The sequence below is a fragment of the Streptomyces mayonensis genome (genome assembly GCF_018982965.1).
GTDB lineage: Bacteria > Actinomycetota > Actinomycetes > Streptomycetales > Streptomycetaceae > Streptomyces > Streptomyces mayonensis.
Window position 1 is genome coordinate 1 of record NZ_JACBYP010000051.1, and the last position, 25,958, is coordinate 25,958.

General features: G+C 72.7%; 20 protein-coding genes and 1 pseudogene. 13 read left to right on the forward strand and 8 right to left on the reverse strand.

All coding sequences use genetic code 11. From position 1 onward, the window contains the following. Nucleotides 1–218 precede the first annotated feature (218 nt). From HZS56_RS20050 to HZS56_RS20065, 4 genes are all read left to right on the forward strand, one after another. A complete protein-coding gene (locus HZS56_RS20050) occupies nt 219–911 on the forward strand; it encodes a phosphatase PAP2 family protein (protein ID WP_216722106.1) in 693 nt (230 codons plus the stop codon). 234 nt (nt 912–1,145) lie between these two features. Then, a complete protein-coding gene (locus HZS56_RS20055) occupies nt 1,146–1,742 on the forward strand; it encodes a Dps family protein (protein WP_216722107.1) in 597 nt (198 codons plus the stop codon). A gap of 11 nt (nt 1,743–1,753) precedes the next feature. After that, a complete protein-coding gene (locus HZS56_RS20060) occupies nt 1,754–2,815 on the forward strand; it encodes an ABC-2 transporter permease (protein WP_216722108.1) in 1,062 nt (353 codons plus the stop codon). Between the two features lie 157 nt (nt 2,816–2,972). Next, complete coding sequence (locus HZS56_RS20065; RefSeq protein WP_216722109.1) at nt 2,973–4,175, forward strand: cysteine desulfurase-like protein; 1,203 nt, start codon at nt 2,973–2,975, stop codon at nt 4,173–4,175. 139 nt (nt 4,176–4,314) lie between these two features. Here HZS56_RS20065 and yicI read toward each other — a convergent pair whose 3' ends face one another. After that, the gene (gene yicI, locus HZS56_RS20070) at nt 4,315–6,585 is read right to left on the reverse strand and encodes an alpha-xylosidase (RefSeq protein WP_216722110.1); all 2,271 of its coding nucleotides are present in this window, start codon (nt 6,583–6,585) and stop codon (nt 4,315–4,317) included. Between the two features lie 285 nt (nt 6,586–6,870). On the opposite strand from yicI, the gene HZS56_RS20075 reads away from it, so the two are divergent. Genes HZS56_RS20075 through HZS56_RS20090 form a run of 4 tightly spaced genes read left to right on the forward strand, consistent with a single transcriptional unit; the run spans nt 6,871 to nt 11,414 of the window. Beyond that, nucleotides 6,871–8,157 carry an ABC transporter substrate-binding protein gene (locus tag HZS56_RS20075; protein WP_253914548.1) on the forward strand — a complete coding sequence of 429 codons (1,287 nt, stop codon included), beginning with the start codon at nt 6,871–6,873 and terminating at the stop codon, nt 8,155–8,157. A gap of 23 nt (nt 8,158–8,180) precedes the next feature. After that, on the forward strand, nt 8,181–9,134 hold the full coding sequence (locus tag HZS56_RS20080; RefSeq protein ID WP_216722149.1) for a carbohydrate ABC transporter permease: 954 nt from the start codon (nt 8,181–8,183) through the stop codon (nt 9,132–9,134). A gap of 5 nt (nt 9,135–9,139) precedes the next feature. Beyond that, the gene (locus HZS56_RS20085; RefSeq protein ID WP_216722111.1) at nt 9,140–9,967 is read left to right on the forward strand and encodes a carbohydrate ABC transporter permease; all 828 of its coding nucleotides are present in this window, start codon (nt 9,140–9,142) and stop codon (nt 9,965–9,967) included. Between the two features lie 40 nt (nt 9,968–10,007). After that, the gene (locus HZS56_RS20090; RefSeq protein ID WP_216722112.1) at nt 10,008–11,414 is read left to right on the forward strand and encodes a GH1 family beta-glucosidase; all 1,407 of its coding nucleotides are present in this window, start codon (nt 10,008–10,010) and stop codon (nt 11,412–11,414) included. 78 nt (nt 11,415–11,492) lie between these two features. Here the strand turns inward: HZS56_RS20090 and HZS56_RS20095 are convergent. Continuing rightward, a pseudogene (locus HZS56_RS20095) lies at nt 11,493–13,444 on the reverse strand (APC family permease). Between the two features lie 128 nt (nt 13,445–13,572). Between HZS56_RS20095 and HZS56_RS20100 the strand changes: the two are divergent. The 3 genes from HZS56_RS20100 to HZS56_RS20110 all read left to right on the forward strand — a co-directional run bounded on the left by HZS56_RS20100 (nt 13,573) and on the right by HZS56_RS20110 (nt 16,589). Then, the gene (locus HZS56_RS20100) at nt 13,573–14,394 is read left to right on the forward strand and encodes a MerR family transcriptional regulator (RefSeq protein WP_216722113.1); all 822 of its coding nucleotides are present in this window, start codon (nt 13,573–13,575) and stop codon (nt 14,392–14,394) included. 229 nt (nt 14,395–14,623) lie between these two features. Further along, complete coding sequence (locus tag HZS56_RS20105) at nt 14,624–15,793, forward strand: MFS transporter (RefSeq protein ID WP_216722150.1); 1,170 nt, start codon at nt 14,624–14,626, stop codon at nt 15,791–15,793. A 61-nt stretch (nt 15,794–15,854) separates the two neighbouring features. Then, complete coding sequence (locus HZS56_RS20110; RefSeq protein WP_216722114.1) at nt 15,855–16,589, forward strand: maleylpyruvate isomerase family mycothiol-dependent enzyme; 735 nt, start codon at nt 15,855–15,857, stop codon at nt 16,587–16,589. Between the two features lie 135 nt (nt 16,590–16,724). On the opposite strand, the gene HZS56_RS20115 is transcribed toward HZS56_RS20110, so the two are convergent. The 3 genes from HZS56_RS20115 to HZS56_RS20125 form a co-directional block, all read right to left on the reverse strand. Continuing rightward, entirely contained in the window at nt 16,725–17,390 is a 666-nt protein-coding gene (locus tag HZS56_RS20115; protein ID WP_216722115.1) for a response regulator transcription factor, read from the reverse strand. Continuing rightward, on the reverse strand, nt 17,387–18,640 hold the full coding sequence (locus tag HZS56_RS20120; RefSeq protein WP_216722116.1) for a sensor histidine kinase: 1,254 nt from the start codon (nt 18,638–18,640) through the stop codon (nt 17,387–17,389). The genes HZS56_RS20115 and HZS56_RS20120 overlap by 4 nt, the downstream gene beginning before the upstream one ends. 267 nt (nt 18,641–18,907) lie before the next feature. After that, entirely contained in the window at nt 18,908–20,215 is a 1,308-nt protein-coding gene (locus tag HZS56_RS20125) for a geranylgeranyl reductase family protein (RefSeq protein ID WP_216722117.1), read from the reverse strand. 149 nt (nt 20,216–20,364) lie between these two features. Between HZS56_RS20125 and HZS56_RS20130 the strand changes: the two genes are divergently transcribed. Beyond that, nucleotides 20,365–21,720, forward strand: coding sequence for a dipeptidase (locus HZS56_RS20130; protein ID WP_216722118.1), 1,356 nt, complete (start codon nt 20,365–20,367; stop codon nt 21,718–21,720). Nucleotides 21,721–22,099: 379 nt separating this feature from the next. Here HZS56_RS20130 and HZS56_RS20135 read toward each other — a convergent pair whose 3' ends face one another. From HZS56_RS20135 to HZS56_RS20145, 3 genes are all read right to left on the reverse strand, one after another. Continuing rightward, the gene (locus HZS56_RS20135) at nt 22,100–23,143 is read right to left on the reverse strand and encodes an NUDIX hydrolase (protein ID WP_216722119.1); all 1,044 of its coding nucleotides are present in this window, start codon (nt 23,141–23,143) and stop codon (nt 22,100–22,102) included. Nucleotides 23,144–23,299: 156 nt separating this feature from the next. After that, entirely contained in the window at nt 23,300–23,494 is a 195-nt protein-coding gene (locus HZS56_RS20140; protein ID WP_216722120.1) for a hypothetical protein, read from the reverse strand. Nucleotides 23,495–23,711: 217 nt separating this feature from the next. Beyond that, complete coding sequence (locus HZS56_RS20145; protein ID WP_216722121.1) at nt 23,712–24,665, reverse strand: ROK family protein; 954 nt, start codon at nt 24,663–24,665, stop codon at nt 23,712–23,714. Between the two features lie 214 nt (nt 24,666–24,879). On the opposite strand from HZS56_RS20145, the gene HZS56_RS20150 reads away from it, so the two are divergent. Further along, the gene (locus HZS56_RS20150) at nt 24,880–25,956 is read left to right on the forward strand and encodes a LacI family DNA-binding transcriptional regulator (RefSeq protein ID WP_216722122.1); all 1,077 of its coding nucleotides are present in this window, start codon (nt 24,880–24,882) and stop codon (nt 25,954–25,956) included. Nucleotides 25,957–25,958 lie beyond the last annotated feature (2 nt).

The following is a 25,958-nucleotide window of genomic DNA, read 5'->3' on the forward strand; positions in this document are numbered from 1 at the left end:
CCCACAAACCGCCCTCCGTACCCCGTCCCCGTCCCCCGTACGGCCCCGCGGACGCGCCCTGCGCACCGCGCCGGACCACAATGGTGCGGCGCCGGATCGCACGGCGCACCGAGCGCCGGTCCGCGGCGTGGCCTCGCCGCACCACCGCGTCCCACCACCGCACCCGGCGCCCGTGGCCGACACCCGTGGCCGCATGCCCTTCCGCAGAGCAGGAGCCGATGACCGAACCCACCGGCGCGGCCCCGGATCCGGCCCGAGTCCCGGACCCGGACTCCGGCGGACCACCCGCCCGACAGCACGGCCCGGGGCGTGCGCGCGAGCGGGCCGGGGCCACCGTGCTCGGTGAGCTGCGCGCCGTCGACGGCGCGCTGTACGCGGCGGTGGCCGCCACCTCCACGCCGGCGCTCGACCGGGCGCTGCGGCGCCTGTCCCGCGCCGCGGACCATTCGAAGATCTCGCTCGGTGCCGCCGCCGTCCTCGCGCTCGGCGGCGCACGGGCCCGCCGGGCGGCCCTCGTCGGCCTCGGCGCGGCCGCCGTGGCCTCGGCGTCGGCGAACCTGCTGGGCAAGCGGCTGGTGCACAGGGCGCGGCCGGACCGGGAGGCGGCACGGGTGACGGTGGACCGGTTGGTGCCGATGCCCACGTCGGCCTCGTTCCCGTCGGGGCACACGGCCGCGGCGGTCGCGTTCGCCACGGCCGTCGGTGTCGTCCTGCCCGCCGGCGCCGTCCCGCTCGGTGCGCTGGCGAGCGCCGTCGGCTACTCCCGGGTCCACACCGGCGTGCACTACCCGGGCGACGTGGCCGCCGGCGCCGTGCTCGGCATCGCCAGTGCGGCCGCCGCGCTGGCCGCAGCGGCGGCCGCGCCGGTGCCGGGCGTGCGCTCCGTGTACGCGGCGGCGGGGACACCCTGACGGCGCGCGGCAGCGGAGCGCCCGTCACCCGGACACCGCCGGGCTCCGGCAGGCCGCCCGTGCCGTTGCGGCCCGGGCGGCCCCTGCGGCGGCGGTACCCTCCGGGCCCGGTCGCCCGGACACCCGCCAGCGTTTGCGGGCCCGGCGGGCGGCTGGTCGACTGTCGCGGGGGGAACCGAAGCCGGTGGCATCGTGCCGGCGCACTCTTCTCGACCCTCCGGAAGGAGTCCCGGCGTGAGTTCCCCGAAGTCGTCCTCGTCGGCGCAGCACCGGTCCGACGGCAGCCAGCCCTGGCTGCACCAGCAGGGCAGGATCATCCAGGAGTTCGGCACGGTCAAGCAGTTCCCCGTGGCGCTGTCCATGGAGACCCGGCTCTACTCCGGCCAGCGGCTCAACAAGGTCCTGGCGGACACCCGGATCCTGCACGACCTGTACAAGAAGTACCACTGGCTGATGCGCGGAGCGACGTTCTACCAACTGCACCTGCTGCTCGACAAGCACGCGGGCGAACAGCTGGAGCTGATCGACACCATCGCCGAGCGCGTCCAGACGCTGGGCGGTGTCGCGGTCGGCGACCCCAGGCACGTCGCCGAGATCACCGGCGTGCCGCGGCCGCCGGACGGGGTCGAGGAGGTTCCGTCCATGCTCTCGCGGCTGCTGGAGGCGCACGAGCTGATCCTCACCGACTGCCACGACGCGGCGGCCCGCACCCAGGACCTCGGCGACGACGGCACCAACGACCTGCTCGTCTCGGAGGTCGTGCGCACCAACGAACTGCAGGCGTGGTTCGTTGCGGAGCACCTGGTGGACACCCCGCTCGTGCACGCCTGACCCCGCCGCACATGGCTCACCTGTCCCAGGACGCCGACGCGGACGCACCGCGCGGGCACCGGTGGGCGGCCTTCCGGCAGACGCCGTTCTGGCCGGCCACCGTGCTGGCGCTGATCCTGGCCGCCGCGGCGGGGCTCTTCGCCGGCTCGTACACCTACTCGATGGCGAACCCGACGCCCCGTCTGATCCCCACGGCGGTGGTGGGCTCCTATCAGGAAGCCGGTGGCCGGGCCTTCCTGAACGGTCTGGAGCGGGCGCTGGACACGTCGGTCAAGGTGCACCCCTACGCGACCCGTACGGCGGCGCACGAGGCGATCGAGCAGCAGGAGGTCTTCGCGGTCTTCGAGCTGCGCGACGACGGGCGGAACGCCGTTCTGGACGTGTCCGGCGCTTCGGGCGCCTCGGTCGCCGAGCTGCTCACCGAGACGGCACCTGCCGTGGGCGAGAAGCTCGGCGTCCGTGTCACCGTCCATGACGTCAACCCGCTGCAGGAGGGCGACCCGCGCGGGCTGGCGATCTTCTACGTCTCGCTGGCCGCCGTGATCATCGGATTCGTCGGGGCGATCCAGCTGAGCGTGCACGCGCGGTCGCTCACCCCGGTCGAACGCATCCTCTTCACGGCGGCCTACGCGCTGCTCGGCGGGTTCGCCATCGCCGCCACGGTGGACTGGCTGCTGGACGCGCTGGATCTGCCCTTCGCCGAGTCGTGGTCGATCCTGGCGCTCACCATGTTCGTGTCCGGCATGGTCTTCACCATGTTCAACACCCTGTTCGGCCGCTGGGCGATGCTGCCGACCTGGGGCCTGATGGTGATCATCGGCAATCCCTCGTCGGGCGGCGCGGTCTCCTGGCCGCTGCTGCCGTCCCCGCTGGGTCTGATCGGCCGGTGGCTGCCGCCCGGAGCCTCGGTCAACGCCCAGCACACTGCGGTGTACTTCCAGGGCCACCAGCACGTGTTCCCCTTCCTGGTGCTGGCGGGGTGGGCACTGCTGTCCTGCGCGGTCTTCTGGGTCTGGCGGCACCGGCATCCCGGCGGGCGGGAGAAGAGCCCGGTGGCGGCGGAGGAATCCTGACCGGGTCGGCACATCCGCCCTTGTCCTCGGGTCATGCCCGCCCCTCCACCCCCAGGGCCCCAAGCCGCCGCCCGCCGGGGCGCCGCGTCTGTTCCGATCGCCACTCGGCTGCGATCATGAAGCCGGAGTCCCCGCCCCCGCCCCGGTTGGAGTGCACATGGCCCTGGACGTCGAAGCGATCCGCGCGCAGATACCCGCCCTGAAGTCCGGCTCCGCCCGCTTCGACGCGCCGGGCGGCACCCAGACCCCGCAGCCCGTCATCGACGCCATCGGCGAGGCACTGGCCGGCCCGCTGGCCAACCGGGGGCGGACGACCGAGGGCGAGCGGAACGCGGACGACATCGTGTCCTCGGCACGGGCCGCGCTCGGCGACCTGCTCGCCACCGACCCGCGGGGCATCGTCCTCGGGCGCAGCGCCACCCAGCTCGCCTACGACCTGTCCCGGACGCTCGCCAAGTCGTGGGGTCCCGGCGACGAGGTCGTCGTCACGCGGCTCGACCACGACTCCAACATCCGGCCCTGGGTCCAGGCCGCCGAGGCGGCCGGGGCGAGCGTGCGCACGGCCGACTTCGACCCGGCCACCGGGGAGTTGCGTCCCGACCACGTCGCGGCGGTGCTCTCCCCGCGCACCCGGCTGGTCGCGGTGACGGCGGCCTCGAACCTCGTCGGCACCGTGCCCGACCTGCCGGCCGTCGCCCGTCTGGCGCACGGCGTCGGCGCGCTGCTGCACGTCGACGCCGTGCACTACGCCTCGCACGCCGTGGTCGATCCCGCGGCCCTCGGCGCGGACACCCTGGTGTGCTCGCCGTACAAGTTCCTCGGCCCGCACCTGGGGGTGCTGGCGGCCCGGCCGGAGTTCCTGGAGGGCCTGCGCCCCGACAAGCTGCTGCCCTCCAGCGACGCCGTGCCCGAGCGTTTCGAGCTGGGCACGCTGCCGTACGAGCTGCTGGCGGGGGCGCGGGCGGCGGTGGACTTCCTCGCCGGTCTCGACCCGGAGGCGCGGGGCAGCCGCCGGGACCGGCTCGTCGCCTCCTTCGCGGCGCTCGAGGCCCACGAGGACGCGCTGCGCGGGCGGATCGAGCAGGGTCTTGCCGGGCTCGGCGGGGTCACCGTGTACTCGCGGGCCGCCCGGCGCACGCCGACCCTGCTGTTCACCGTGGCCGGCCTGCGCCCCGCCGAGGTGTACCGGCGGCTCGCCGAGCACGGCATCGACGCGCCGGCCGGCACCTTCTACGCCCTGGAGGCCTCCCGCCGCCTGGGACTCGGCGACGAGGGCGGCGTCCGGGTCGGGCTCGCGCCGTACACCGACACGGACGACGTGGACCGCCTCCTGACGGCTCTGGGCACCCTCACCGGCTGACCCCGGGCCGGGACACCTCACCGGCTGCCCCGGGTCCGGACACCCTCACCGGCTGCCCCGGGTCCGGACACCCTCACCGGCTGCCCCCGGGCCGCGGCCGGACCGCCACCGGGGCCGCCGCAGGCGCCCGGCGCGGGCCTCACCCCAGCGGCACCGTCACCTCGCCGGTGCCGTCCGCGCTCGCGCCGCCCGCGACCCGCACCGTGAAGGGGCGGTCGGTGCCGCTCGCGGTGACCCGCAGGGTGTCGCCCTCGCGCCGCACCCGGAAGTCCGCGGCCGCGCCGCCCAGCAGGTCGGGGACGGTGATCTGGGCCGTCCAGTCCGCCCGGGCGGGCGGGTGGACGAGCAGGGTCGGGGCGTCCAGCCAGTCGGCGTCGGGGCGCTGCTCGTCGCGGGCCAGCGGCAGGACGGCGCCCTCCCGGACGTACAGCGGCAGGCTGTCGTAGCCGTGCCGTTCGGTGCGCCAGACCGGGCCGGTGACGCGTTCGCCGGTCAGGAGGTGGGTCCAGGTGCCCTCGGGGAGGTACACCTCGACCTCGCCGTCCTCGGTGAAGACCGGCGCGACGAGGAGGTCGGGGCCGAGCATGTACTGGCGGTCCAGCGGGCGGCAGCCCGGGTCGTGCGGGTACTCCAGGACCATCGGCCGCATCATGGGCACGCCGGTGCGGTGGGCCTCGGCGGCGACGCCGTACAGGTAGGGCATCAGGCGGTGCTTGAGGCGGGTGAAGCGGCGGGCCACGTCGACCGCCTCCTCGCCGAACTCCCACGGCACCCGGTAGGACGAGGAGCCGTGCAGCCTGCTGTGCGAGGAGAGCAGGCCGAAGGCCAGCCAGCGCTTGAAGACCGCCTCGTCGGGTGTGCCCTCGAAGCCGCCGATGTCATGGCTCCAGAAGCCGAAGCCGGACAGCGACAGGGACAGGCCGCCGCGCAGGGACTCGGCCATCGCCTCGAAGGACGAGAAGCAGTCGCCGCCCCAGTGCACGGGGTACTGCTGGCCGCCCGCGGTGGCGGAACGGGCGAAGAGGACGGCCTCGCCCCGGCCGCGCTCCCTCTCCAGGAGGTCGAAGACGGTGCGGTTGAACAGATGGGTGTAGTAGTTGTGCATCCGCTCCGGGTCGGAGCCGTCGTGCCAGACGACGTCGGTGGGGATCCGCTCGCCGAAGTCGGTCTTGAAGCAGTCCACGCCCTGGTCGAGCAACGGCTTCAGCTTGGCCGCGAACCAGTCGCGGGCGGCGGGGCTGGTGAAGTCGACCAGGCCCATCCCGGCCTGCCACAGGTCCCACTGCCAGATGTCGCCGTTCGCCCGGCGCACCAGGTGCCCGAGGGCGGCGGCCTCCTCGAAGAGCGGGGACTTCTGGCCGATGTACGGGTTGATCCAGACGCTGATCCGCAGCCCCTTGGCCTTGAGCCGGGCGAGCATGCCGTCCGGGTCGGGGAACACGTCGGGGTCCCACTGGAAGTCGCACCACTGGTACTCGCGCATCCAGAAGCAGTCGAAGTGGAAGACCGAGAGCGGGATGCCGCGCTCGGCCATGCCGTCGACGAAGGACGTCACCGTCGCCTCGTCGTACGGCGTGGTGAAGGACGTGGTGAGCCACAGGCCGAAGGACCAGGCGGGCGGCAGCGCGGGGCGGCCGGTGAGGGCGGTGTAGCGGGTGAGGACGTCCTTGGGGGTGGGCCCGGCGACGACGTAGTACTCCAGCGTCTGGTCCTCGACGCTGAACTGCACCTGCCCGACGGACTCGGAGCCGACCTCGAAGGAGACCGCTCCGGGGTGGTTGACGAAGACGCCGTAGCCGCGTGAGGAGAGGTAGAACGGGACGTTCTTGTACGCCTGCTCGCTGCTGGTGCCGCCGTCGGCCTGCCACATGTCGACGACCTGGCCGTTCTTGACGAACGGGGTGAAGCGCTCGCCGAGGCCGTAGATCTGCTCGCCGACCCCGAGCGCGAGCCGGCCCAGCATGTGGTGGGAGCCGTCGCCGGTGGTGGCGAACGCGGTGCTCTTGGCGTTGGCGTGGGTCAGTTCGCGTCCGTCGGCGTCGTGGAAGGTGAGGCCCCAGGGGCCCTCGCGGTCCATGCGCAGGGTGAGCGGGCCGCTCGTCAGCTCGGTGACGGTGCCGTCCTGGCGCACCTCGCCGGCGCCGTCCGCCGGGCCGGCGAGGGCGAAGTCGGGACCCGGCCGGCGCTTTCCGGCGTGGTGGGTGACACGGACGCCGATGACGCCCTCGGTGGGAGAGAAGCATTCGACCGTGAGGAGCGGCGCGTTGAGCGTGTCCCCCCTACGCGTCACCTTCTTCACGGCGACATGGGCGGTGAAGCGCTTCGATTGCGGACGTACATCGCGTACCTCGGTGGCGTACGAGAGATGCACACCCTCGCGGACGAGCCAGAAGCCGTCGGTGAACTTCATGATCTTCCTCAGGTGCGGCGGTAGCTGTCGGGCAGGGAGCACGGAGGCCGTCCCGCAGCTTTGTGATCGTACACAGCACGGACCGGGATGCCGAGGGGGCCGGGACCACTCACACGGCCTTGAACTGCCGTTATCACACACAAGACCGGTCTCCTCACCACACGCGGTGAAGAGACCGCAGCCGCTTTGGTCTAGCGCGGAAGCGGGTCCGTGACGTATTAGTCATCACATCAAACAAAACGGTCCGGCGAAGGAGCCGGACGGTACGACAGCAAGGGCCGCACCATGTCGAAGCGCTTCACACCGCTAGCCCTGACAGCACACCCTCCGGCTGCCACGCACCGCGGACGAGGGCGCTCACGCCGCGTCGTCACCCCGCTCGCCGTCGTGTCCGCGCTGGTCGCCGGGACGGCGCTGGCCGGCTGCGGACAGCAGCGGGACGCCGACGTGTACACCGTGATGAACTCCTCGACCGACGAGTCCTACCACCGCTGGGACGCGGAGGCGATGGCCCGCTGCGGCGAACAGCTGGGCATCACGATCGAGCAGCAGAGCGTCCCGGCGGCGCAGGTGATGACGAAGGCCCTGCGGATGGCCTCGTCCAAGTCGCTGCCCGACATCGTGCAGTTCGACGCCTCCGAGATGCCGACGTTCGCCGACGCGGGCGGCCTGGTGGATCTCAGGAGCCTGGGGCTGAGCACCGACGGCATCCCCGACGGCATCGTCGACTTCGGCTCGTACGAGGGGACGTACTACGGCGCGGCCCGGTCGGTGAACACGCTGGCTCTCTTCTACAACAAGGACGTCCTCGACCGGGCGGGTGTCGAAGTGCCGACGACCTGGGCCGAGTTGCAGGAGACCGCGAAGCGGCTCACCCAAGGCAAGCAGTACGGGCTGGCGCTCAGCGCGGGCGGCGCGGAGGACGGCGTCTTCCAGTTCACGCCCTTCATGTGGTCCAACGGCGGCGACGAAACGGACCTGGACGGTCCGCAAGTGGTCGAGGCCCTGGACTACTGGAAGGGTCTGCTGAAGGACGGCTCACTCTCGAAGTCGACGGTCAACTGGACGCAGGCGGACGTCAACGACCAGTTCATGGCGGGCAACGCGGCGATGATGATCAACGGTCCGTGGCAGGTGGAGACCCTCAACAGCGACAAGTCGCTGCACTGGGGCATCGCGCCGATCCCGGTGCCCGAGGCCGGCGACGACTCGGTGGGTCCGCTCGGCGGTGCGGTGCTCACCGTGCCCAACACCGGTGACGGGGCACGGGAGAAGACGGCCGCCAGGATCGTCGGCTGCCTCGCGAGCGAGAAGGAGCAGCTGACCTACGCGCTCAACAGCTGGATGGTCCCGGCCAACTCCCGGGCCGCCGCCGCCTGGCGCGAGAAGGTGCCCGAACTGGACTCCCTGGCCGACCAGGTGGCGGTCGCCCGGTCCCGGACGGGCAAGCTCGGCGCCGGCTGGTCGGGCGTGTCGCTCGCCCTGCAGAGCGCCTTCCAGTCGGCCCTGACCGGCCAGTCCAGCGAGACCGCCCTGAAGCGCGCCCAGCAGCGGGCCACGAGCGGGAACTGAGGTACGTCCCCATGACCACGCCCATGCCCACGTCCGCCGCCACCGCGCGGACGCCCGCCGAGGTCCCCGAGCCGGCCGCCGCACCGGACCCGGCCCGGGTCGCGCGCCGGCGCAGGCTCGCCCAGTGGGGGTTCGTCGCCCCCGCCGTCGTCTTCATGCTGCTGTTCTTCGGCTACCCGCTCGTGCGCAACGTCCTGATGAGCTTCCAGGACTACACGCCGAAGACCTTCTTCACCGGTGAGGCGCCCTTCAACGGCGCCGACAACTGGTCCACCGTGTTCCAGGACGCCCTGTTCGGCAAGGCCCTGTGGCACACGCTCGTCTTCACGGCGGGCTCCCTGCTCGGCCAGTTCTGCATCGGCCTGGCGCTCGCGGTGTTCTTCAGCCGCCGCTTCCCGCTGAACGGGGTGCTGCGTTCGCTGATCCTGCTGCCCTGGCTGGTGCCCATGGTGGTGTCCGGCATCGTCTGGCGGCGCATCCTCGACCAGGACACCGGCGTGCTCAACTCGTTCCTGGACACGCTCGGAATCGCCGGTCACACACCGTGGCTGACCAGCCCCGGGATGGCGTTGGTCTCGGTGATCCTGGTCAACATCTGGATCGGCATCCCGTTCAACATGGTCATCCTGTACGGCGGTCTCCAGGAGATCCCGAGGGAACTGCACGAGGCGGCCGCCCTGGACGGCGCCTCGGCCTGGCGGACGTTCCGCTCGGTGACCCTGCCGATGCTCAAGCCGGTCGTCACGGTCGTCCTGGTGCTCGGCTTCATGTCGACGGTCAAGATCCTCGACCTGATCCTCGCCCTCACCGACGGCGGCCCGGCCGACGCCACCCAGACGCTGGGCACCCTGACGTACCAGAACTCGTTCGTACAGCTGGACTTCGGCGCGGGCGCCGTCGTCGGCAACGTACTCATCCTGATCTCCGCCGTGTTCGCGGTGTTCTACCTGCGGGCCAACCGCACCGAGGGGAAGTGACGTCCATGGCCTCCCACCCGCCCACCGCATCGCGGCGCCGCTGGGGCTCCACCGTCGCCGGCGTGCTGATCCTGTGCGTGATGCTGTTCCCGCTGTACTGGATGCTCAACACCGCCCTCCAGCCCGACTCGGGGCTCCTCCAGGTCGACCCGGTGCCGGGCGGCCTGGACCTGTCCGGGTTCTCCAAGGCGATCACCGACCAGGGCGGGCACCTGCTGACCTCGCTCGCGGTCTCGCTCGGCGCGGTCGCCATCTGCCTGGCCGTCTCGGCACCGGCCGCCTACGGGCTCGCCCGGTTCGGGCTGCGCGGCTCGCGCACCATCGTCTTCGGCACGCTGATCACCCAGATGGTGCCGGGCATCGTCATCGCCAACGCGCTCTACAACTCCTACGTCGACCTCGGCCTGGTCAACTCCTACTTCGGCCTGATGCTGGCGGACGCCTCGCTGGGCATCCCCTTCTCCATCGTGCTGATGCGCTCCTTCATGGTGTCGATCCCGGGCGAGGTGATCGAGGCCGCGCAGATCGACGGTGCCGGGCCGGTGCGGACGTTCGTGCGGGTGGTGCTGCCGATGAGCCGCAACTCACTGATCACGTCGGGCCTGTTCGCGTTCCTGTTCTCGTGGAGCGACTTCATGTTCGCGCTCACCCTGAACACGACCGACGACGTCAAGCCCATCACCCTGGGCATCTACCAGTACATCGGCGCGCACGTCGGCGACTGGGGCTCGGTGATGGCCGCGTCCGTCCTGTCCGCGGTGCCCGCCGCGGTCCTCCTCGTCCTCGCCCAGAAGTACATCGCCGCCGGCATCACCGGCGGTTCCGTCAAGTGACCCCCGCCCACCCCGTACACAGGGAGATGAGCAGCACAGCATGAGCGACTACCCCAGCTTCCCGCCCGGCTTCGTCCTCGGCGCAGCGACCGCCTCGTACCAGATCGAGGGCGCGGCCCGCGAGGACGGCCGCGGACCGTCGATCTGGGACACCTACAGCCACACCCCGGGCCTGGTCGCGAACGGCGACACGGGTGACGTGGCCTGCGACCACTACCACCGCTACCCCGAGGACGTGGCGCTGCTGCGCGACCTCGGCGTGGACTCCTACCGTTTCTCGATCGCCTGGCCGCGCATCGTGCCGGACGGTTCGGGCGCGGTGAACCGCAAGGGCCTCGACTTCTACTCCCGCCTGGTCGACGAACTGCTCGCGGCGGGCATCGAACCGGCCGCCACCCTCTACCACTGGGACCTCCCGCAGGTATGGGAAGACCGTGGCGGCTGGCGGGTGCGGGAGACTGCGGAGCGCTTCGCCGAGTACACGGCCGTGGTCGCCGAGCACCTGGGCGACCGGGTGCCGCGCTGGATCACCCTCAACGAACCGTGGTGCAGCTCCTTCCTCGGCTACTCCGTCGGCCGGCACGCCCCCGGTGCCAAGGAGGGGCGGGGCGCGCTGGCCGCCGCCCACCACCTGCTGGTCGGCCACGGGCTGGCGGTGAAGGCGCTGCGCGCGGCCGGGGTGCGCGAGGTGGGCATCACGCTCAACCTGGACCGCAACCTGCCGGCCACCGACTCCGCCGCAGACGCGGCCGCGGTGGTCCGCGCCGACACCCAGCACAACCTGGTGTGGACCGAGCCGATCCTCGCGGGCCGCTACCCGGCCACGGAGGAGGAGACCTGGGGCGAGCTGATCACCGGGGAGGACTTCCGGCAGGACGGCGACCTCGAGCTGATCTCCCAGCCGCTGGACTTCCTCGGCATCAACTACTACCGCCCGATCGTGGTCGCCGACGCCCCGTACCGCGAGGACGACCCGGCCCGGCGGGTGGCGACGGACAACCGCTACCAGGAGGTCCGCCTCCCCGGCGTCCGGGAGACCTCGATGGGCTGGCCGGTGGTCCCGGACAGCTTCACCGACCTCCTGGTGGCGCTGAAGCAGCAGTACGGCGACGCACTCCCGCCGGTCCACATCACGGAGAACGGCTCGGCGGAGGACGACGCGCCCGCCGCCGACGGCGCGGTGCACGACACCGACCGCGTCGCCTACCTGCGGGACCACCTCACGGCCCTGAGGGCGGCGATCGACGCGGGCGTGGACGTGCGCGGGTACTACGTGTGGTCGCTGCTGGACAACTTCGAGTGGGCGTACGGCTACGACAAGCGCTTCGGCATCGTGCGGGTCGACTACGACACGCAGGAGCGCACACCGAAGGACAGCTACCGCTGGTACCGGGAGATGATCGCCGCGAACCGCCGGAGCGCGCCCCGGGACGCGACCGAGGCGTGACGGGCCCGCACCTGCCAAGCCGGCTGACGGGCGCGGGCGTTGCCGGACGGCCGTCGGGAGAGCCCGTGCGGCCCCGCCTCAGTCCATGTCGGGCAGGCGGTCCGCCTCCAGGGCCCGCATGGCCTGCGATGCGTTGAACGGCAGGATCACGACCGCTACGTGCGGCAGTCGATCCAACGCCCTCGACATCTTCTCGCCGGTGCCCCGGTGGAGGAGTTTGCCGAGGGCGTTGGCGTACAACCGCCGGGGCACGAGCACCGTCAGGGACGTGTTCCCGTCCTGTGTGGTCCGGACGGCCAGCTCCCGCATCGCGTGGCGCAGCCGGCGGTCGGGACAGGCCACCAGTTCCAGGTCGACCGAGGTCGCCGACGTCGACGCCCAGAGGGCGGACAGTCGGCGTGCGTGTTCCTCGTCGATGGCGAAGTGCACGGCCCTGACGGTGTCGGGCCGCAGCTCGTGGGCGTACCGCAGGGCTTTCAGCGCGGCCAGGTCCAGCGTCTCGACGAGGACGAACACCTGGTGACGTCGGGTGCGCGGCCGGTCCGCGCCCGTGGGCAGCCGCTCCAGGGCCGCGGCCTCACGCCGGTACTCGCGGTTGATCCGGATCAGTACCCAGACCCCCAGCGGGAAGACCACGACGACCAGCCAGGCGCCTTCGGTGAATTTCGTGACGGCGAAGACCAGCACGACGGCGGCGGAGACGGTCGCCGCGAGTGCGTTGACCGCGATCTTCACCCGGCGCAGCGGCTCGCGTCCGCGCAGGTGGTGAGCGGTGAGGCCCGCCCCGGCCATGGTGAAGGCGGTGAACACGCCGATCGCGTAGAGGGCCACGAGCCTGTCCACGTTGGCGCCCGTGACGAGCAACAGGGCCGTCGAGAGGGCGGAGAGGGTGACGATGCCGTTGGAGAAGGCGAGCCGGTGCCCCCGCCGGGTGAGTACCCGTGGCAGGAACCGGTCCTGCGCGACGAAACTGGCCAGGAAGGGAAACCCGGTGAAGGGGGTGTTGGCACCGGTGTAGAGGACCAGTGCCGTCGCCAGTTGGACGAAGACCAGCCCGACCGTCCCGGCCGTTCCGTTGCCGAAGGCGAGCCGCGCCTCCTGCGCGATCACCGTCGGGGTCCCGTCGGTGTACGGGACGGCGTGGGTGAAGTGGGCGAGGGTGGAGACGCCCAGGACCAGGAAGGCCAGTACGCAGCTCATCGCGACGAGGGTGTGCCGGGCGTTTTGGCCCTGCGGATCGCGGAAGGCGGAGATGCCGTTCGAGATGGCTTCCAGTCCGGTGAGGGACGAGCCGCCGTTGGCGAAGGCACGCAGCACGATGAAGAGCGACGCGCCGTAGAGCCAGCCGTCGCCCGGAGTTGCCAGAGGCACGGCACCAGGGGCGTTCAGGTCGGCACGAGGCAGCTCGCCCGTCAGTGCGCGCACCGCCGCGACGAGGAAGACCAGGCTCATCGCGGCGGTGAAGAGATACGCGGGCAGCGCGAACATCCGGCCCGCCTCCCGGACTCCGCGCAGATTCCCGTATCCGAGGAGCACGATCACCACCACCGAGACCGGCAACTGGAGATGATCGAGTCCCGTCCAGCCGCCGCCGACCAGGTGGGCGAGTGAGATCAGCGCGTTCGTGGGGCCGAGACCTGGACGGCGACGGTGACGACGTAGTCGACCAGCAGGGCCACTGCTGCGACCTGGGCGATGTCCGGGCCGAAGTTCTCCCGTGCCACCACGTAGGACCCTCCGGCCCGGGTGTAGATCGTGACGACGTCGCTGTAACAGAGCGTCAGAAGCAGCAGCACCAACAGGATCGCGCCCGTCACCGGCAGGACGAGCGTGAAGGCGGCCGCTCCGACCACCGGAACGAGGACCCGGAGCATCTCCTCGGAGCCGTAGGCCGACGAACTGATGCAGTCGGACGCGAGAACTCCGAGCGCCGTCCGGTTGCTCAGCTTCTCCTCACTGACACGTTCTGTGGTGAGCGGCTTGCCAAGGAGCCGCCGTTTGACGCGGTACATCGGCCGATCAAGGGTCATGCGACCATCAGAACGGGCGACCGTCCCAGAAACGCGCAGGCACCACCGGCGGGCGCTCCGGCTCTCCCCCGGCCGCCGGGTGGCTCCTTGACCCTCACACGGTGTCAGGTGATCAGCTCGGAGACATCATGTTCACCATCGGAGACTTCGCCCGGCACGGCCGTGTCTCGGTCCGGATGCTGCGTCACTACGACGCGACCGGACTGCTGCACCCGGCCCACGTCGACCCCGTCAGCGGCTACCGCCACTACACCGCGGCCCAGCTCGCCCGCCTCAACCGGATCATCGCGCTCAAGGACCTCGGATTCACGCTCCGGCAAGTGCAGGACATCGTGGACGAGAAGGTCGGCCTCGGGGAACTGCGCGGCATGCTGCGGCTGCGGCGGGCCGAGCTGGAGACCGCGATGGCTGCCGCGGAAGCACGGCTGGTCCAGGTCGAGGCGAGGCTCCGAGCGATCGAGAGCGAGGGCCGGATGCCCACGAACGACGTAGTCCTCAAGAACGTCCCCTCCGTCCGGGTGGCTGAGCTGACCGCGACCGCCGCCAGTTTCTGCCCCGAGGACATCGGCCCCGTCGTCGGGCCGCTCTACGACGAGCTGTTCCGGTGCCTGGACGCGGCGGGCATCAGCCCCACGGGGCCCGGCGTCGCCTACTACGAGGACGCCCCGGAGGGAGGAGGCAGGATCAGCGTCCACGCCGCCGTCCAGGTCTCGGCCCCTCTCCAGGACGGCGCCTTCCGGATCCTCGACCTGCCGTCCCTCGGCCGGGCGGCGACCGTCGTGCACCGCGGTCCGATGGACACCGTGCTCCCCACCGCACAGGCGTTGGCCCGCTGGGTCGACGCCCACGACTACCGGTCGACCGGGTATCCCCGCGAGATCAACCTGGAGTGCCCGGAAAACCGTGAGGACTGGGTGACGGAGCTGCAGGCGCCGGTGACCCGGGCCTGATCCGTCCCCGCCCGGCCGCCGGAATCCGTCTTCGACGTCGCGGTGTCCCTGCACGGGACCGACTCCTCCGGCCGGGCGGCGGCTCCCGCGACACGGCGGGCCCCGGCCACCGCCCCACCCGCGCCCGCGCCCGGGACCAGTTCGGCGGCCCGCGGACCTTGCCCTGTCCCCGCACCGACTCTAGCCTGATTTTGTGCCGCAAATAAACAAAGCCCGATCGCACAGCGCCGTGCCGGGCCGCCGCGACGACCTCACCCGACTCCGCGTCGCCCTGACCGCGTTCTTCGCACTCGACGGCTTCGTGTTCGCCGGGTGGGTGGTCCGGATCCCCGCCATCAAGGAACAGACCGGCGCCTCCGCCAGTGCCCTCGGGCTGGCCCTGCTCGGGGTCTCGGCCGGCGCCGTCGTCACCATGACGCTCACCGGACGACTGGTCCGCCGTTACGGCAGCCACCCCGTCACCGTCGTTTGCGCGGTCCTGCTCTGCCTCAGCATCGCCCTGCCCCCGCTCACCCACTCGGCGCTCGCCCTCGGTGTCGTACTGCTCGTCTTCGGCAGCGCCTACGGCGGCATCAACGTCGCCTTCAACAGCGCGGCCGTCGACCTGGTGGCCGTGCTGCGGCGCCCGATCATGCCGAGCTTCCACGCGGCGTTCAGCCTCGGCGGAATGGTCGGCGCCGGGCTGGGCGGTCTGGTCGCGGGCTCGCTGTCGCCGACGCGGCACCTGCTCGCGCTCACCGTGACGGGTCTGCTTGTCACCCTCGTCGCCGGCCGCGCCCTGCTGCGCATCGAGCCCGTCGCGCCGCCCGCACCCGCCGTCGAGGAGGAGGGTGCCGCGCGCCGCCCGGACCGCCGCACCCGTCGCCTCGTCGTCACCTTCGGCCTGATCGCCCTGTGCACGGCTTACGGCGAGGGAGCCATGGCCGACTGGGGTGCCCTGCACCTGGAGCAGGACCTCGACGCCTCCCCCGGTCTGGCGGCGGCGGGCTACTCGTGCTTCGCGCTGGCCATGACCGTCGGCCGGCTGACCGGGACGACGCTGCTCGAGCGGCTCGGCCGGACGGCCACGGTGGTGGCGGGCGGCACCACGGCCGTGACCGGCATGCTGATCGGCTCGCTCGCCCCGTACGTGTGGGCGGCCCTGTTCGGCTTCGCGATCACCGGGCTCGGACTCGCCAACATCTTCCCGGTCGCGATCGAACGGGCCGGCGCGCTGGGCGGACCGAGCGGTGTGGCGACCGCGTCCACCCTGGGTTACGGCGGGATGCTGCTGGGGCCGCCCGCGATCGGCTTCATGGCCGACTGGTTCTCCCTGCCGGCCGCGCTCACCAGCGTGGCGGCGCTCGCGGCGGTGGCGGTCCTGGTCGCGGTCGCGACACGGCGCGCCGTTCCCGGCTGAGCCGGCCGTCGTCCGCCCGGGCCCTGTCCTCGCACTCGCCCCGTCCGGCACACTCCCTGCCATGCACACTGCCGCGTACGTCGAGACGCTGGACCGCGAAGGGGCGTTGCTGGCCGCGGCCACCGAGGCTGCGGGCTGCGACGCCGAGGTGCCGGCCTGCCCCGGCTGGCGGGTGCGGGACCTGCTGCGGCACACGGGAAGGGTGCACCGCTGGGCGACGGCGTTCGTCGCCGACGGGCACACCGGGCCCCGGCCCGGCGTCCGCCCGCCCGACCTGGACGGCGCCCCGCTGGTGGCCTGGTTCCGGGAGGGACACGGCCGCCTCGTCGAGACCCTCGCCGGCGCCGCCCCCGATGTGCGGTGCTGGCACTTCCTGCCCGCGCCGTCCCCGCTGGACTTCTGGGCGCGGCGGCAGGCGCACGAGACCACCGTGCACCGGCTGGACGCCGAGTCGGCCGCGGGCGGTGGGTACACCGGCATCGGCGTCGACTTCGCGGTGGACGGCATCGACGAGTTGCTCTGCGGCTTCCACGCCCGTCAGAAGAGCGCCGTGCGCACCGCGGAGTCCCGGACACTACGGGTGCGGGCGACGGACGCGCCGGACGCCGTCTGGACCGTACGGCTGTCCCCGCAGCCGCCCGTGGCGGAGCGGAACGACGCCGGGGACGCCGACTGCGAACTGTCAGGACCGGCCGCGGAGCTCTACCCGGCCCTCTGGAACCGCCGCCCGTTCCCGGAGGTGACCGGCGACACCTCGCTCGCGGCGCTGTGGCGCGAGCGGTCGGCCGTCACCTGAACCGAGCCGGACAGGGCGGACCAGGGAGGGGCCGGGGCGTGGCGTGCCGATCCGGAGGTGTGGGCGACATGGGAGCCCACGGGTGTCCGCCGGGCGGTGCCCGTGGTGTGCTCGTCCGCGCGGGAGACCTGTCGGTCAGCCCAGCCAGCCCGGCCGGACCAGCCCCGACTCGTAGGCGAGGACGACCAGTTGGGCTCTGTCGCGGGCGCCGAGTTTCACCATGGTGCGGCTGACGTGGGTCTTGGCGGTCAGCGGGCTGACGACGAGACGGCGGGCGATCTCCTCGTTGGACAGGCCGATGCCGACCAGGGCCATGACCTCGCGCTCCCGCTCGGTCAGCCTGGCCATCTCCGCCGGGGCGGCGGGTTCCTTGGAGCGGGCCGCGAACTCGGCGATCAGGCGCCGGGTCACTCCGGGCGAGAGCAGTGCGTCGCCCTCCACCACCGCGCGCACGGCACGCACGAGTTCCTCGGGTTCGGTGTCCTTCACGAGGAAACCGGAGGCGCCGGAGCGGATCGCCTCGAAGACGTACTCGTCGAGTTCGAAGGTGGTGAGCATGACGACCCGTACGTCCTCCAGCCCGTCGTCGCCGGTGATCCGGCGGGTCGCGGCGAGCCCGTCCAGTACGGGCATCCGGATGTCCATCAGGACGACGTCGGGACGCAGCCGGCGGATGGAGCGCACCGCCTGCTCCCCGTCGGCGGCCTCCGCGACGACCTCGATGTCGGGTTGCGCGTCGAGCAGTGCCCGGAAGCCGGCCCGCACCAGTGACTGGTCGTCGGCGAGCAGTACGCGGATCACCGGTCCTCCCTCTTTCCCTTCGCCTGCCCGGCCTGCTTCAGGTCGGCCGGCAGGGTCGCGAGCACCCGGAAGCCGCCGTCGGGACGCGGGCCCGCCTCGATGGTGCCACCCAGCGCCGCTGCCCGCTCCCGCATCCCCGCAAGCCCGTTGCCGCTGCCACCGGCCTCGGCGCCCGTCGCCGGGCCGTCGTCGTCGACGCACAGCCGCAGCGCGCCGCCGTCCCGGCCGAGGCGCACGCGCGCGCGACGAGAACCGGAGTGGCGTACGACGTTGGTGAGTGCCTCCTGGACGATGCGGAACGCGGCCAGGCCGGTGCCGGGCGAAAGGCGTGGCGGCTCCCCCTCGACCTCGACGGTCAGCCCCGCGCCGGCCGCCTGCTCGACCAGTTCGGGCAACCGGTCGAGTCCGGGGGCCGGGGCACGGGGCGCGTCTCCGGGGGTGCGCAGCGTGTCGAGGACCTGCCGCACCTCGCCGAGCGCCTCCTTGCTCTGGGCCTTGATGGTGGTGAGCGCGGTGCGCGCCTGTTCGGGGTCGGTGTCCAGGAGGGCGAGTCCCATGCCCGCCTGCACGTTGATGACGGAGATGCTGTGCGCGAGGACGTCGTGGAGTTCGCGGGCGATCCGCAGCCGCTCCTCGTCCGCCCGGCGTCTCACCGCCTGCGCCCGCTCCGCCCGCTCGCGCGCCCACTGCTCGCGCCGGACCCGGGCCAGCTCCGACAGGGCCACGATCGCCACCACCCACGTGGCGATCACGACCTCCTGCGCCCAGGACGCCGCCGAGTCGCCGGACGGCGGCAGCCACCGGTAGAGCCAGTGCGCGACCAGGGCGTGCCCGGACCACAGCACGCCCATCGCGCTCCACGCGGCGCGGCGGTGTCCGGCGACGACGGCACTGAAGCAGGCCACGGCGACGGCCAGGAACACCGGCCCGTAGGAGTAACCGGCGCCCAGATAGACCAGGGTGGTGACCGCCGTGCCGAACACGACCGGCACCGGGTACCGCTGCCGCCAGAGCAGGGAGGCGCCGGTGACGAACAGCAGCGCGTACGCGAAGGGGTCCGGCGCGGCCCGCTCGCCGGCCTGGGCGTGGGCGGCGAAGTTGGAGCCGAACAGGACGAACGCGGTGATCAGCACCGTGGAGCGCCAGGGCCGACGGGGACGGCCCTCCTCGTCGCCCCAGCGGTTCCACCGCGGGGGCCGGTGCCGCCGCAACCGGGGCGGCCCTCCCCCGCGCTCGCGCTCTGCGTCCATGCCCGCCACGCTAGACGCCGGCCGCCGCGCGGGGCGTCACCCGCGCGGGGTGCTCACGGCTACTCCCGGGGAAGTACGCCGTTCTCCCGGGAGGTACGCCGTTCAAGGCGCCACCGGGCGGGTTCCCTTCCGGCCTCGCAGGCCGGAAGGCGCGCCCCGGGCCTCGGTCACGGTTCCGGCCCCGGCAGCTTCAGGGACCCCTGGCGGCCTCAGAAACCCCAGGCAGCTTCAACAACCCCCGACGGCCTCAGAAAGCCCCAGGCAGCTTCAGGAACCGGCCCCGTCGTCGGTGCGGCCCGCCGGGCCCGGCGCGGTGGCGGGGACCGCGTCCGCCGGGGCGGGGGGAGCCGTGTCCTCTCCTCCTGCGGGGCGGCGGTCCATGGTGGCCAGCGCCCGCTGCGCCAGCGGGTGGGCGCGGACCAGCTCTCCCAGCGACGTCGAACCCTGCGTGATGTCCTTGAACGCCTTCCAGGCCGGCCGGAATCCGGTCAGTGCCGCGTGGAAGAGCCCGGGCCGGCGCTCGAACACCGCCAGCATCCGCTTGCCGACGCTCATCTCGACGCCCAGCCCGGCCTTGATGGCGAAGGCGTAGTTCAGGGCCTGCTTGCGCGCGTCCACCGCGTCGTGGGACTCGGCGATCCGTACCGCCCACTCACCGGCCAGCCGTCCCGACCGCAGTGCGAAGGAGATGCCCTCGCGGGTCCACGGCTCCAGGAGCCCGGCCGCGTCCCCGCACACCAGGACCCGGCCGCGCGACAGCGGCGAGTCGTCGGCGCGGCAACGGGTGAGATGGCCCGAGGAGATGCTGGGCTCGAAGCCGGCGAGCCCGAGCCGGCCGACGAAGTCCTCCAGGTACCGCTTGGTCGCCGCGCCCTCGCCGCGCGCCGAGATCACCCCGACCGTGAGCGTCTCGCCCTTGGGGAAGACCCAGCCGTAACTGCCGGGCATCGGCCCCCAGTCGATGAGCACCCGGCCCTTCCAGTCCTCGGCGACCGTGTCGGGCACCGGGATCTCCGCCTCCAGGCCGAGGTCGACCTGGTCCAGTTTGACTCCGACGTGCGCGCCTATCCGGCTGGCGCTGCCGTCCGCGCCGACGACGGAGCGGGCGAGTACCGTCTCGCCGCCCTGGAGGACGACGGCGACCGTGCGCCGGTCCGGCACCGCCGACCCGTGCTGCTCCACACGGGTGACCGTCGCCCCGGTGCGCAGCTCGGCGCCCGCCTTCTGGGCGTGCTCGACGAGCTGCTGGTCGAACTCGGGCCGGTTGATCAGTCCGAACAGCATCTGCCGGGAGCGCCGGGTCCGGGTGAAGCGGCCGTTGTTCGAGAAGGTCACCGCGTGCACGCGGTCCCTGAAGGGCAGCTCGAAACCGGGTGGGAGGGTGTCGCGCGAGGGACCGATGATGCCGCCGCCACATGTTTTGTAACGGGGCAGGTCCGCCTTCTCCAGCAACAGCACGCGCCGCCCCGCGACCGCCGCCGCGTAGGCGGCCGAGGCCCCCGCCGGTCCCGCGCCCACCACGACCACGTCCCAGACCTGACGCGCGTCGTCCGCCGAAGAGTTCTCGCTGCTCACGATGGTCTACTGCTCCGATCAAACCGCATGCCGCACCTGACCCCCGCATCCTACGGCGGGCATCGCCGCAGGCCACTGTGGGAGGATCGGCCCGTTCATTTCGTCCAAGTACTCCTTGGTACAACGTCGCACCCACAAGGAGCGTGCCCATGTCGTCGAATCCGGTCGCCGAGACCGTCGCTTCGCTGATGCCCCGCGCGAAGGAGGAACTCGCCGCGCTGGTGGCCTTCAAATCGGTGGCCGACTTCGAGCAGTTCCCGCGCAGTGAGAGCGTGGGCGCCGCCAACTGGACGGCGGCGGCCCTGCGCGCCGAGGGCTTCCAGGACGTGACCCTGCTCGACACCCCGGACGGCACGCAGTCGGTGTACGGGTACCTGCCCGGCCCCGAGGGCGCGAAGACGGTGCTGCTCTACGCCCACTACGACGTGCAGCCGCCGCTGGACGAGGCCGGCTGGGTCACCCCGCCCTTCGAGCTGACCGAGCGCGACGGCCGCTGGTACGGGCGCGGGGCGGCGGACTGCAAGGGCGGCGTGATCATGCACCTGCTCGCCCTGCGTGCCCTGAAGGCGAACGGCGGCGTACCGGTGCACGTCAAGGTGATCGCCGAGGGCTCGGAGGAGCAGGGCACGGGCGGTCTGGAGCGGTACGCCGAGGCGCACCCCGAACTGCTGGCCGCGGACACCCTCGTCATCGGCGACGCGGGCAACTTCCGCGTCGGCCTGCCGACGGTCACCTCGACGCTGCGCGGCATGACGCTGGTCCGCGTGAAGGTCGACACCCTCGAAGGCAACCTGCACTCCGGCCAGTTCGGCGGCGCGGCACCCGACGCGCTGGCCGCCCTGATCCGCGTGCTGGACTCGCTGCGCGACGAGGACGGCTCGACGGCCGTGGACGGGCTGGCGGCGGACAGCACGTGGGAGGGGCTCGCGTACGACGAGGAACAGTTCCGCCGGGACGCGCGGGTCCTGGACGGCGTGGAGCTGATCGGCTCCGGCGCGGTCGCCGACCGGATCTGGGCGCGGCCCGCCGTCACGGTGCTCGGCATCGACTGCCCGCCGGTCGTGGGCGCCACGCCGTCCGTGCAGGCGAGCGCCCGGGCGCTGGTGAGCCTGAGGGTACCGCCGGGCGTGGACGCGGCCGAGGCCACCAAGCTGCTCCAGTCCCACCTGGAGGCGCGGACGCCGTGGGGCGCCCGGGTCGGCGTGGAACACATCGGCCAGGGCCAGGCGTTCCGCGCGGACACCACCAGCCCGGCGTACCAGGCCATGGCCGACGCGATGGCGGTGGCGTACCCGGGCGAGGAGATGCAGTACGCCGGTCAGGGCGGCTCCATCCCGCTGTGCAACACCCTCGCCGCGCTGTACCCGCAGGCGGAGATCCTGCTGATCGGGCTGAACGAGCCGGAGGCGCAGATCCACGCCGTCAACGAGAGCGTGTCCCCCGGGGAACTGGAGCGGCTGTCGGTGGCCGAGGCGCACTTCCTGCTCAACTACGCGGCGGGCTGAGCCGGCTCCCGTCCGGCGGTCGGCGGCCGTCGGCCGAGGGCTTCGCGCTGCGGCGTGCTCTCCCCCTGCCGACGGCCGCCCCGCGGTGCCGTCGGCGTGCCCCTGCCGGGACCGGATGCCGGGCGGCGTCCTGTCCGGCGTGGCCGGAGATACCGGGCACGGCCTCCTTCGGACGCCTTTGCGGAGCGGGCCGCGGCAGGAGTGACGCAGTCCCGGTTGGGGGCGCGCCCCGGCAGGGCAGGAACGGCACAGTCCCCGTTGCGGGGCGCGCCCCGACAGGAGTGGTGCAGCCCGCGCTGCCGGGGAGCCGTGAAGCCGTGAAGCCGTGAAGCAGCGTGCGGGACCACTGCGGCGTGCGGCCACGGGCCGTCGCCCGGCGTCAGCCGAGCGGTGTGCCGGCCTCCAGGTAGAGCGCGGCACCGCGCTCCCGGGCCCTCAGTGCCCAGCGCAGCCGCTCGTAGCGGACCGGCGGCAGCAGGTCGGCGGCCTCGTCCTCGGTGACGAAGCGCCAGTCACGCAGCTCGGACCCGGGCAGCAGGACCCGGCCGGCGTCCGCGGGGCCGAGCCGGCCGCCGTCGAAGAGCATCCGCAGACCGCCGTAGGCGGGGGGCACGGGCGGTTCCCAGTCGACGACCAGCAGCGCCGGTACGCCGTCGAGGCGGATGCCGGTCTCCTCGGCGACCTCGCGCACACCGGCCCGGGCCGGTGCCTCGCCGGGTTCGACGACGCCGCCGGGGAACTCCCAGCCGGCCTTGTAGGTGGGGTCGACGAGCAGCACCCGGTCCTGGTCGTCGAAGAGCAGGACACCTGCGGCGACGGTCTCACCGGTCGGTTCCGGGGTCTGCACGATCTCGCAGGCCGGCACGGCGCCGGTGCCGACGGCCTCGGCGACCCGGGCTGCTGCCTCGCGAGGGGCCAGGGCGCTGGTGTCGACCGGGTGGGCGTCGGCGGTGAGCCAGGAGGCGAGGGCCGAACGATAGGGCTCGATGTGGTCGTAGGACCACTGCCGCACCCGTATCTCGTCGTCCGGCGGGCCGTCCGGTGTCCCGCGACTCGCTATTCGCTCCCGCAGTATCGTTTCGGCCGGAGCCAGCAGGACGTGCCGGACCTCGATCCGGCGGGCGGCGAGGCCGCCGAAGATCTCGTCCCGGTACTCCTGGCGCAGCAGGGTCATCGGCACCACGAGGGTCCCGCCGAGGTCGGCGAGCATCGCGGCCGCCGTGTCGATCACCAGGCGCCGCCAGATCGGCAGATCCTGGAAGTCGCCCACCTCGGCCAGGCGTTTGGGCGGCAGCAACTGCGCGAGCGCCCCGCCGACGACCTCGGGGTCGAGAAGTGTGCTGTTCGGGATCAGGTCGATCAGTTCCCGTGCGGTGGTGGTCTTCCCCGCACCGAACGCGCCGTTGATCCAGACGACGGTCACAGGTCCCCCTCTTCTGTTGGCCCCCTGTGGCTTGCCCGCTTCACCCTGCCACGGAAACCAGGCCCAGTTGAGGACGTACGGCAGCGGCGCCGGCACCCCCTGGAGAGGGGCACCGGCGCCGTGCGGGTCCGGGTGGTGCGGGTGGGGCGCCGGGGGTCAGCCCCGCTGCCCGAGAGCGCCCTCGTCGAGCGTCAGGCTGTCGGTGGCGACGGTGTCCTCGACGGTGCTGACGGTGTCCTCCAGGTCCAGGCCGAGCGGGAGCTCGCTCGGAGCGGCGTGGGACGGGGTGACGGCCGCGACGACGAAGCCGGTGGCGAGGGACGCGAGGGCGAGCATGCTGCGCTTCTTCATGCCCCGTTCAACTACGCGACGGCCCGCTGGTCACGGGTGCGGCCGCGCGGGGCACCGGTTCGAACAGGCGCCCGACGCTCTGGAGGACCCGGGACCCGGCCCGGCCCTTGGAGGAAAAGGTCCCGCGCCACCGGGCCGACCGGGCCGACCGGGCCGACCGGGCCGACCGAGCCCTACGTCGCTGCCCCAGGCGGCTTCGTTCGGCCGGGTCGTGGGCTCAGACGCGTGCCGTCCGTGCGCCCGCCGTCCTCGTGAGGGCCGCCGCGGCCGCGCCGACCAGTCCGGCGTCCGTGCCCATCTGGGCGGGGACGACCGCGAGGCGCTGGACGAAGGAGAGGGTCGCGTAGTCGGTCAGGGCCTTGCGCAGCGGGGCGAAGAGCACGTCGCCCGCCTTGCCGACGCCCCCGCCGACCACGGCGATGTCGATCTCCACGAGGGTCGCGGTGGCGGCGATCCCCGCGGCCAGTGCCTGCGCGGCGCGTTCGAAGGAGGCGACGGCGACGGGGTCGCCCAGACGGGCGGCGGAGGCCACCGCGGCGGCGGAGGCGTCCCCGTCCGGGCCCGGCAGCCAGCCGGCCTCCAGAGCGCGGCGGGCGATGTTGGGCCCGCTGGCTATGCGCTCCACGCAGCCGCGCGCGCCGCACGGACAGGGGTCGCCGTCCAGATCGACGCTGATGTGACCGATGTGGCCGGCGTTGCCGGTCGGTCCGGAGTGCAGCCGGCCGCCCAGCACCAGACCGCCGCCGACGCCCGTGGAGACCACCATGCACAGCGCGTTGTCGTGCCCCCGGGCGGCGCCGTGCCAGTGTTCGGCCGCCGCGATGGCCACCCCGTCGCCGATCAGTTCCACGGGCAGGCCACCGGCGGCCTCGCCGACCCGCCGGACCAGCGGGTAGTCCCGCCAGCCGGGCACGTTGACCGGGCTGACGGTGCCGGCCGAGGCGTCCACCGGGCCCGCACTGCCGATGCCGACGGCCGTGGCCCGCCCCCACAGCGGTGACCCGGTCAGCTCCGCCAGCACGGCCTCGACGGCCCCCATCACGGTGTCGCCGTCCTCCCGGGCGGGGGTCGCACGCTGGGCGCGCACCTGGATGCGGCCGTCGCCGTCCACCAGTGCACCGGCGATCTTGGTGCCGCCGATGTCCAGCGCTGCCACGAGGTCGGTGTGCATCAGAGTCGGATCTCCCCGTCGGACCGGAAGTGAAAAATGACGTACCCAAGGTGCGCAGCGGACCGCTCCCACCACGGGGACGAGGACCGAGAGTGCACCGGACAGTGTCTCCTGCATCTGACAACGTTGTCCAGGCTCTATGCTCGACGCCACATCCTCATACAACCTCATGACCGACACATCCCCCGTGGACAACAGGAGCCGACGCACTCCCGTGGACGACAGGACAGGACACCGCATCGTGCCCGACACGACCCGCCGCGCAGCCCGCATTCCCGGGAACCGTTACGGCAATCGCCCCACCATGAAGGACGTCGCCGCGCGGGCCGGTGTCGGGCTCAAGACCGTCTCCCGGGTGGTCAACGGCGAGCCGGGGGTCACCCCGGAGACCGAGCACCGCGTCCAGGAGGCCATCGACGCCCTCGGCTTCCGCCGCAACGACAGCGCCCGGGTGCTCCGCAAGGGCCGCACCGCCAGTATCGGGCTGGTCCTGGAGGATCTCGCCGACCCGTTCTACGGCCCGCTCAGCCGGGCGGTGGAAGAGGTGGCCCGCGCGCACGGCGCCCTGCTGATCAACGGGTCCAGCGCCGAGGACCCCGAGCGGGAGCAGGAACTGGTGCTGGCGCTGTGCGCACGCCGCGTGGACGGCCTGGTGGTGATTCCCGCCGGGGACGACCACCGGTACCTGGAGCCCGAGCTGAAGGCGGGCGTCGCCACGGTGTTCGTGGACCGTCCGGCGGGGCAGATCGACGCGGACGTGGTGGTGTCCGACAACTTCGGGGGCGCACGCGACGGTGTGGCGCACCTGATCGCGCACGGGCACCGCAGGATCGGCTTCATCGGCGACATGCCCCGCATCCACACCGCCGCCGAGCGGTTGCGCGGCTACCGGGCCGCGATGGAGGACGCCGGCACAGCGGTGCAGGACTCCTGGATGTCCCTGGGCGTCACCGACCCGGAGCGGGTGCGCCAGGCGGCCGAGAAGATGCTCGCCGATCCGCAGCCGGTCACCGCGATCTTCACCGGCAACAACCGGGTGACGGTCACCGTGATCCGGGTCCTCGCCGAACACCCGACGGACGTCGCCCTCGTGGGCTTCGACGACATCGAGCTGGCCGACCTGCTCCGGCCCGGTGTCACCGTGGTCGCCCAGGACGCCGCCGCCCTCGGCCGCACCGCCGCCGAACGCCTCTTCCGGCAGCTCGACGGCACGCTACTCGCCCCGGAGCGCATCGAACTGCCGACCAGGCTCGTCACCCGGGGCTCGGGCGAGCTGCCCCCGGCGCACTGAGC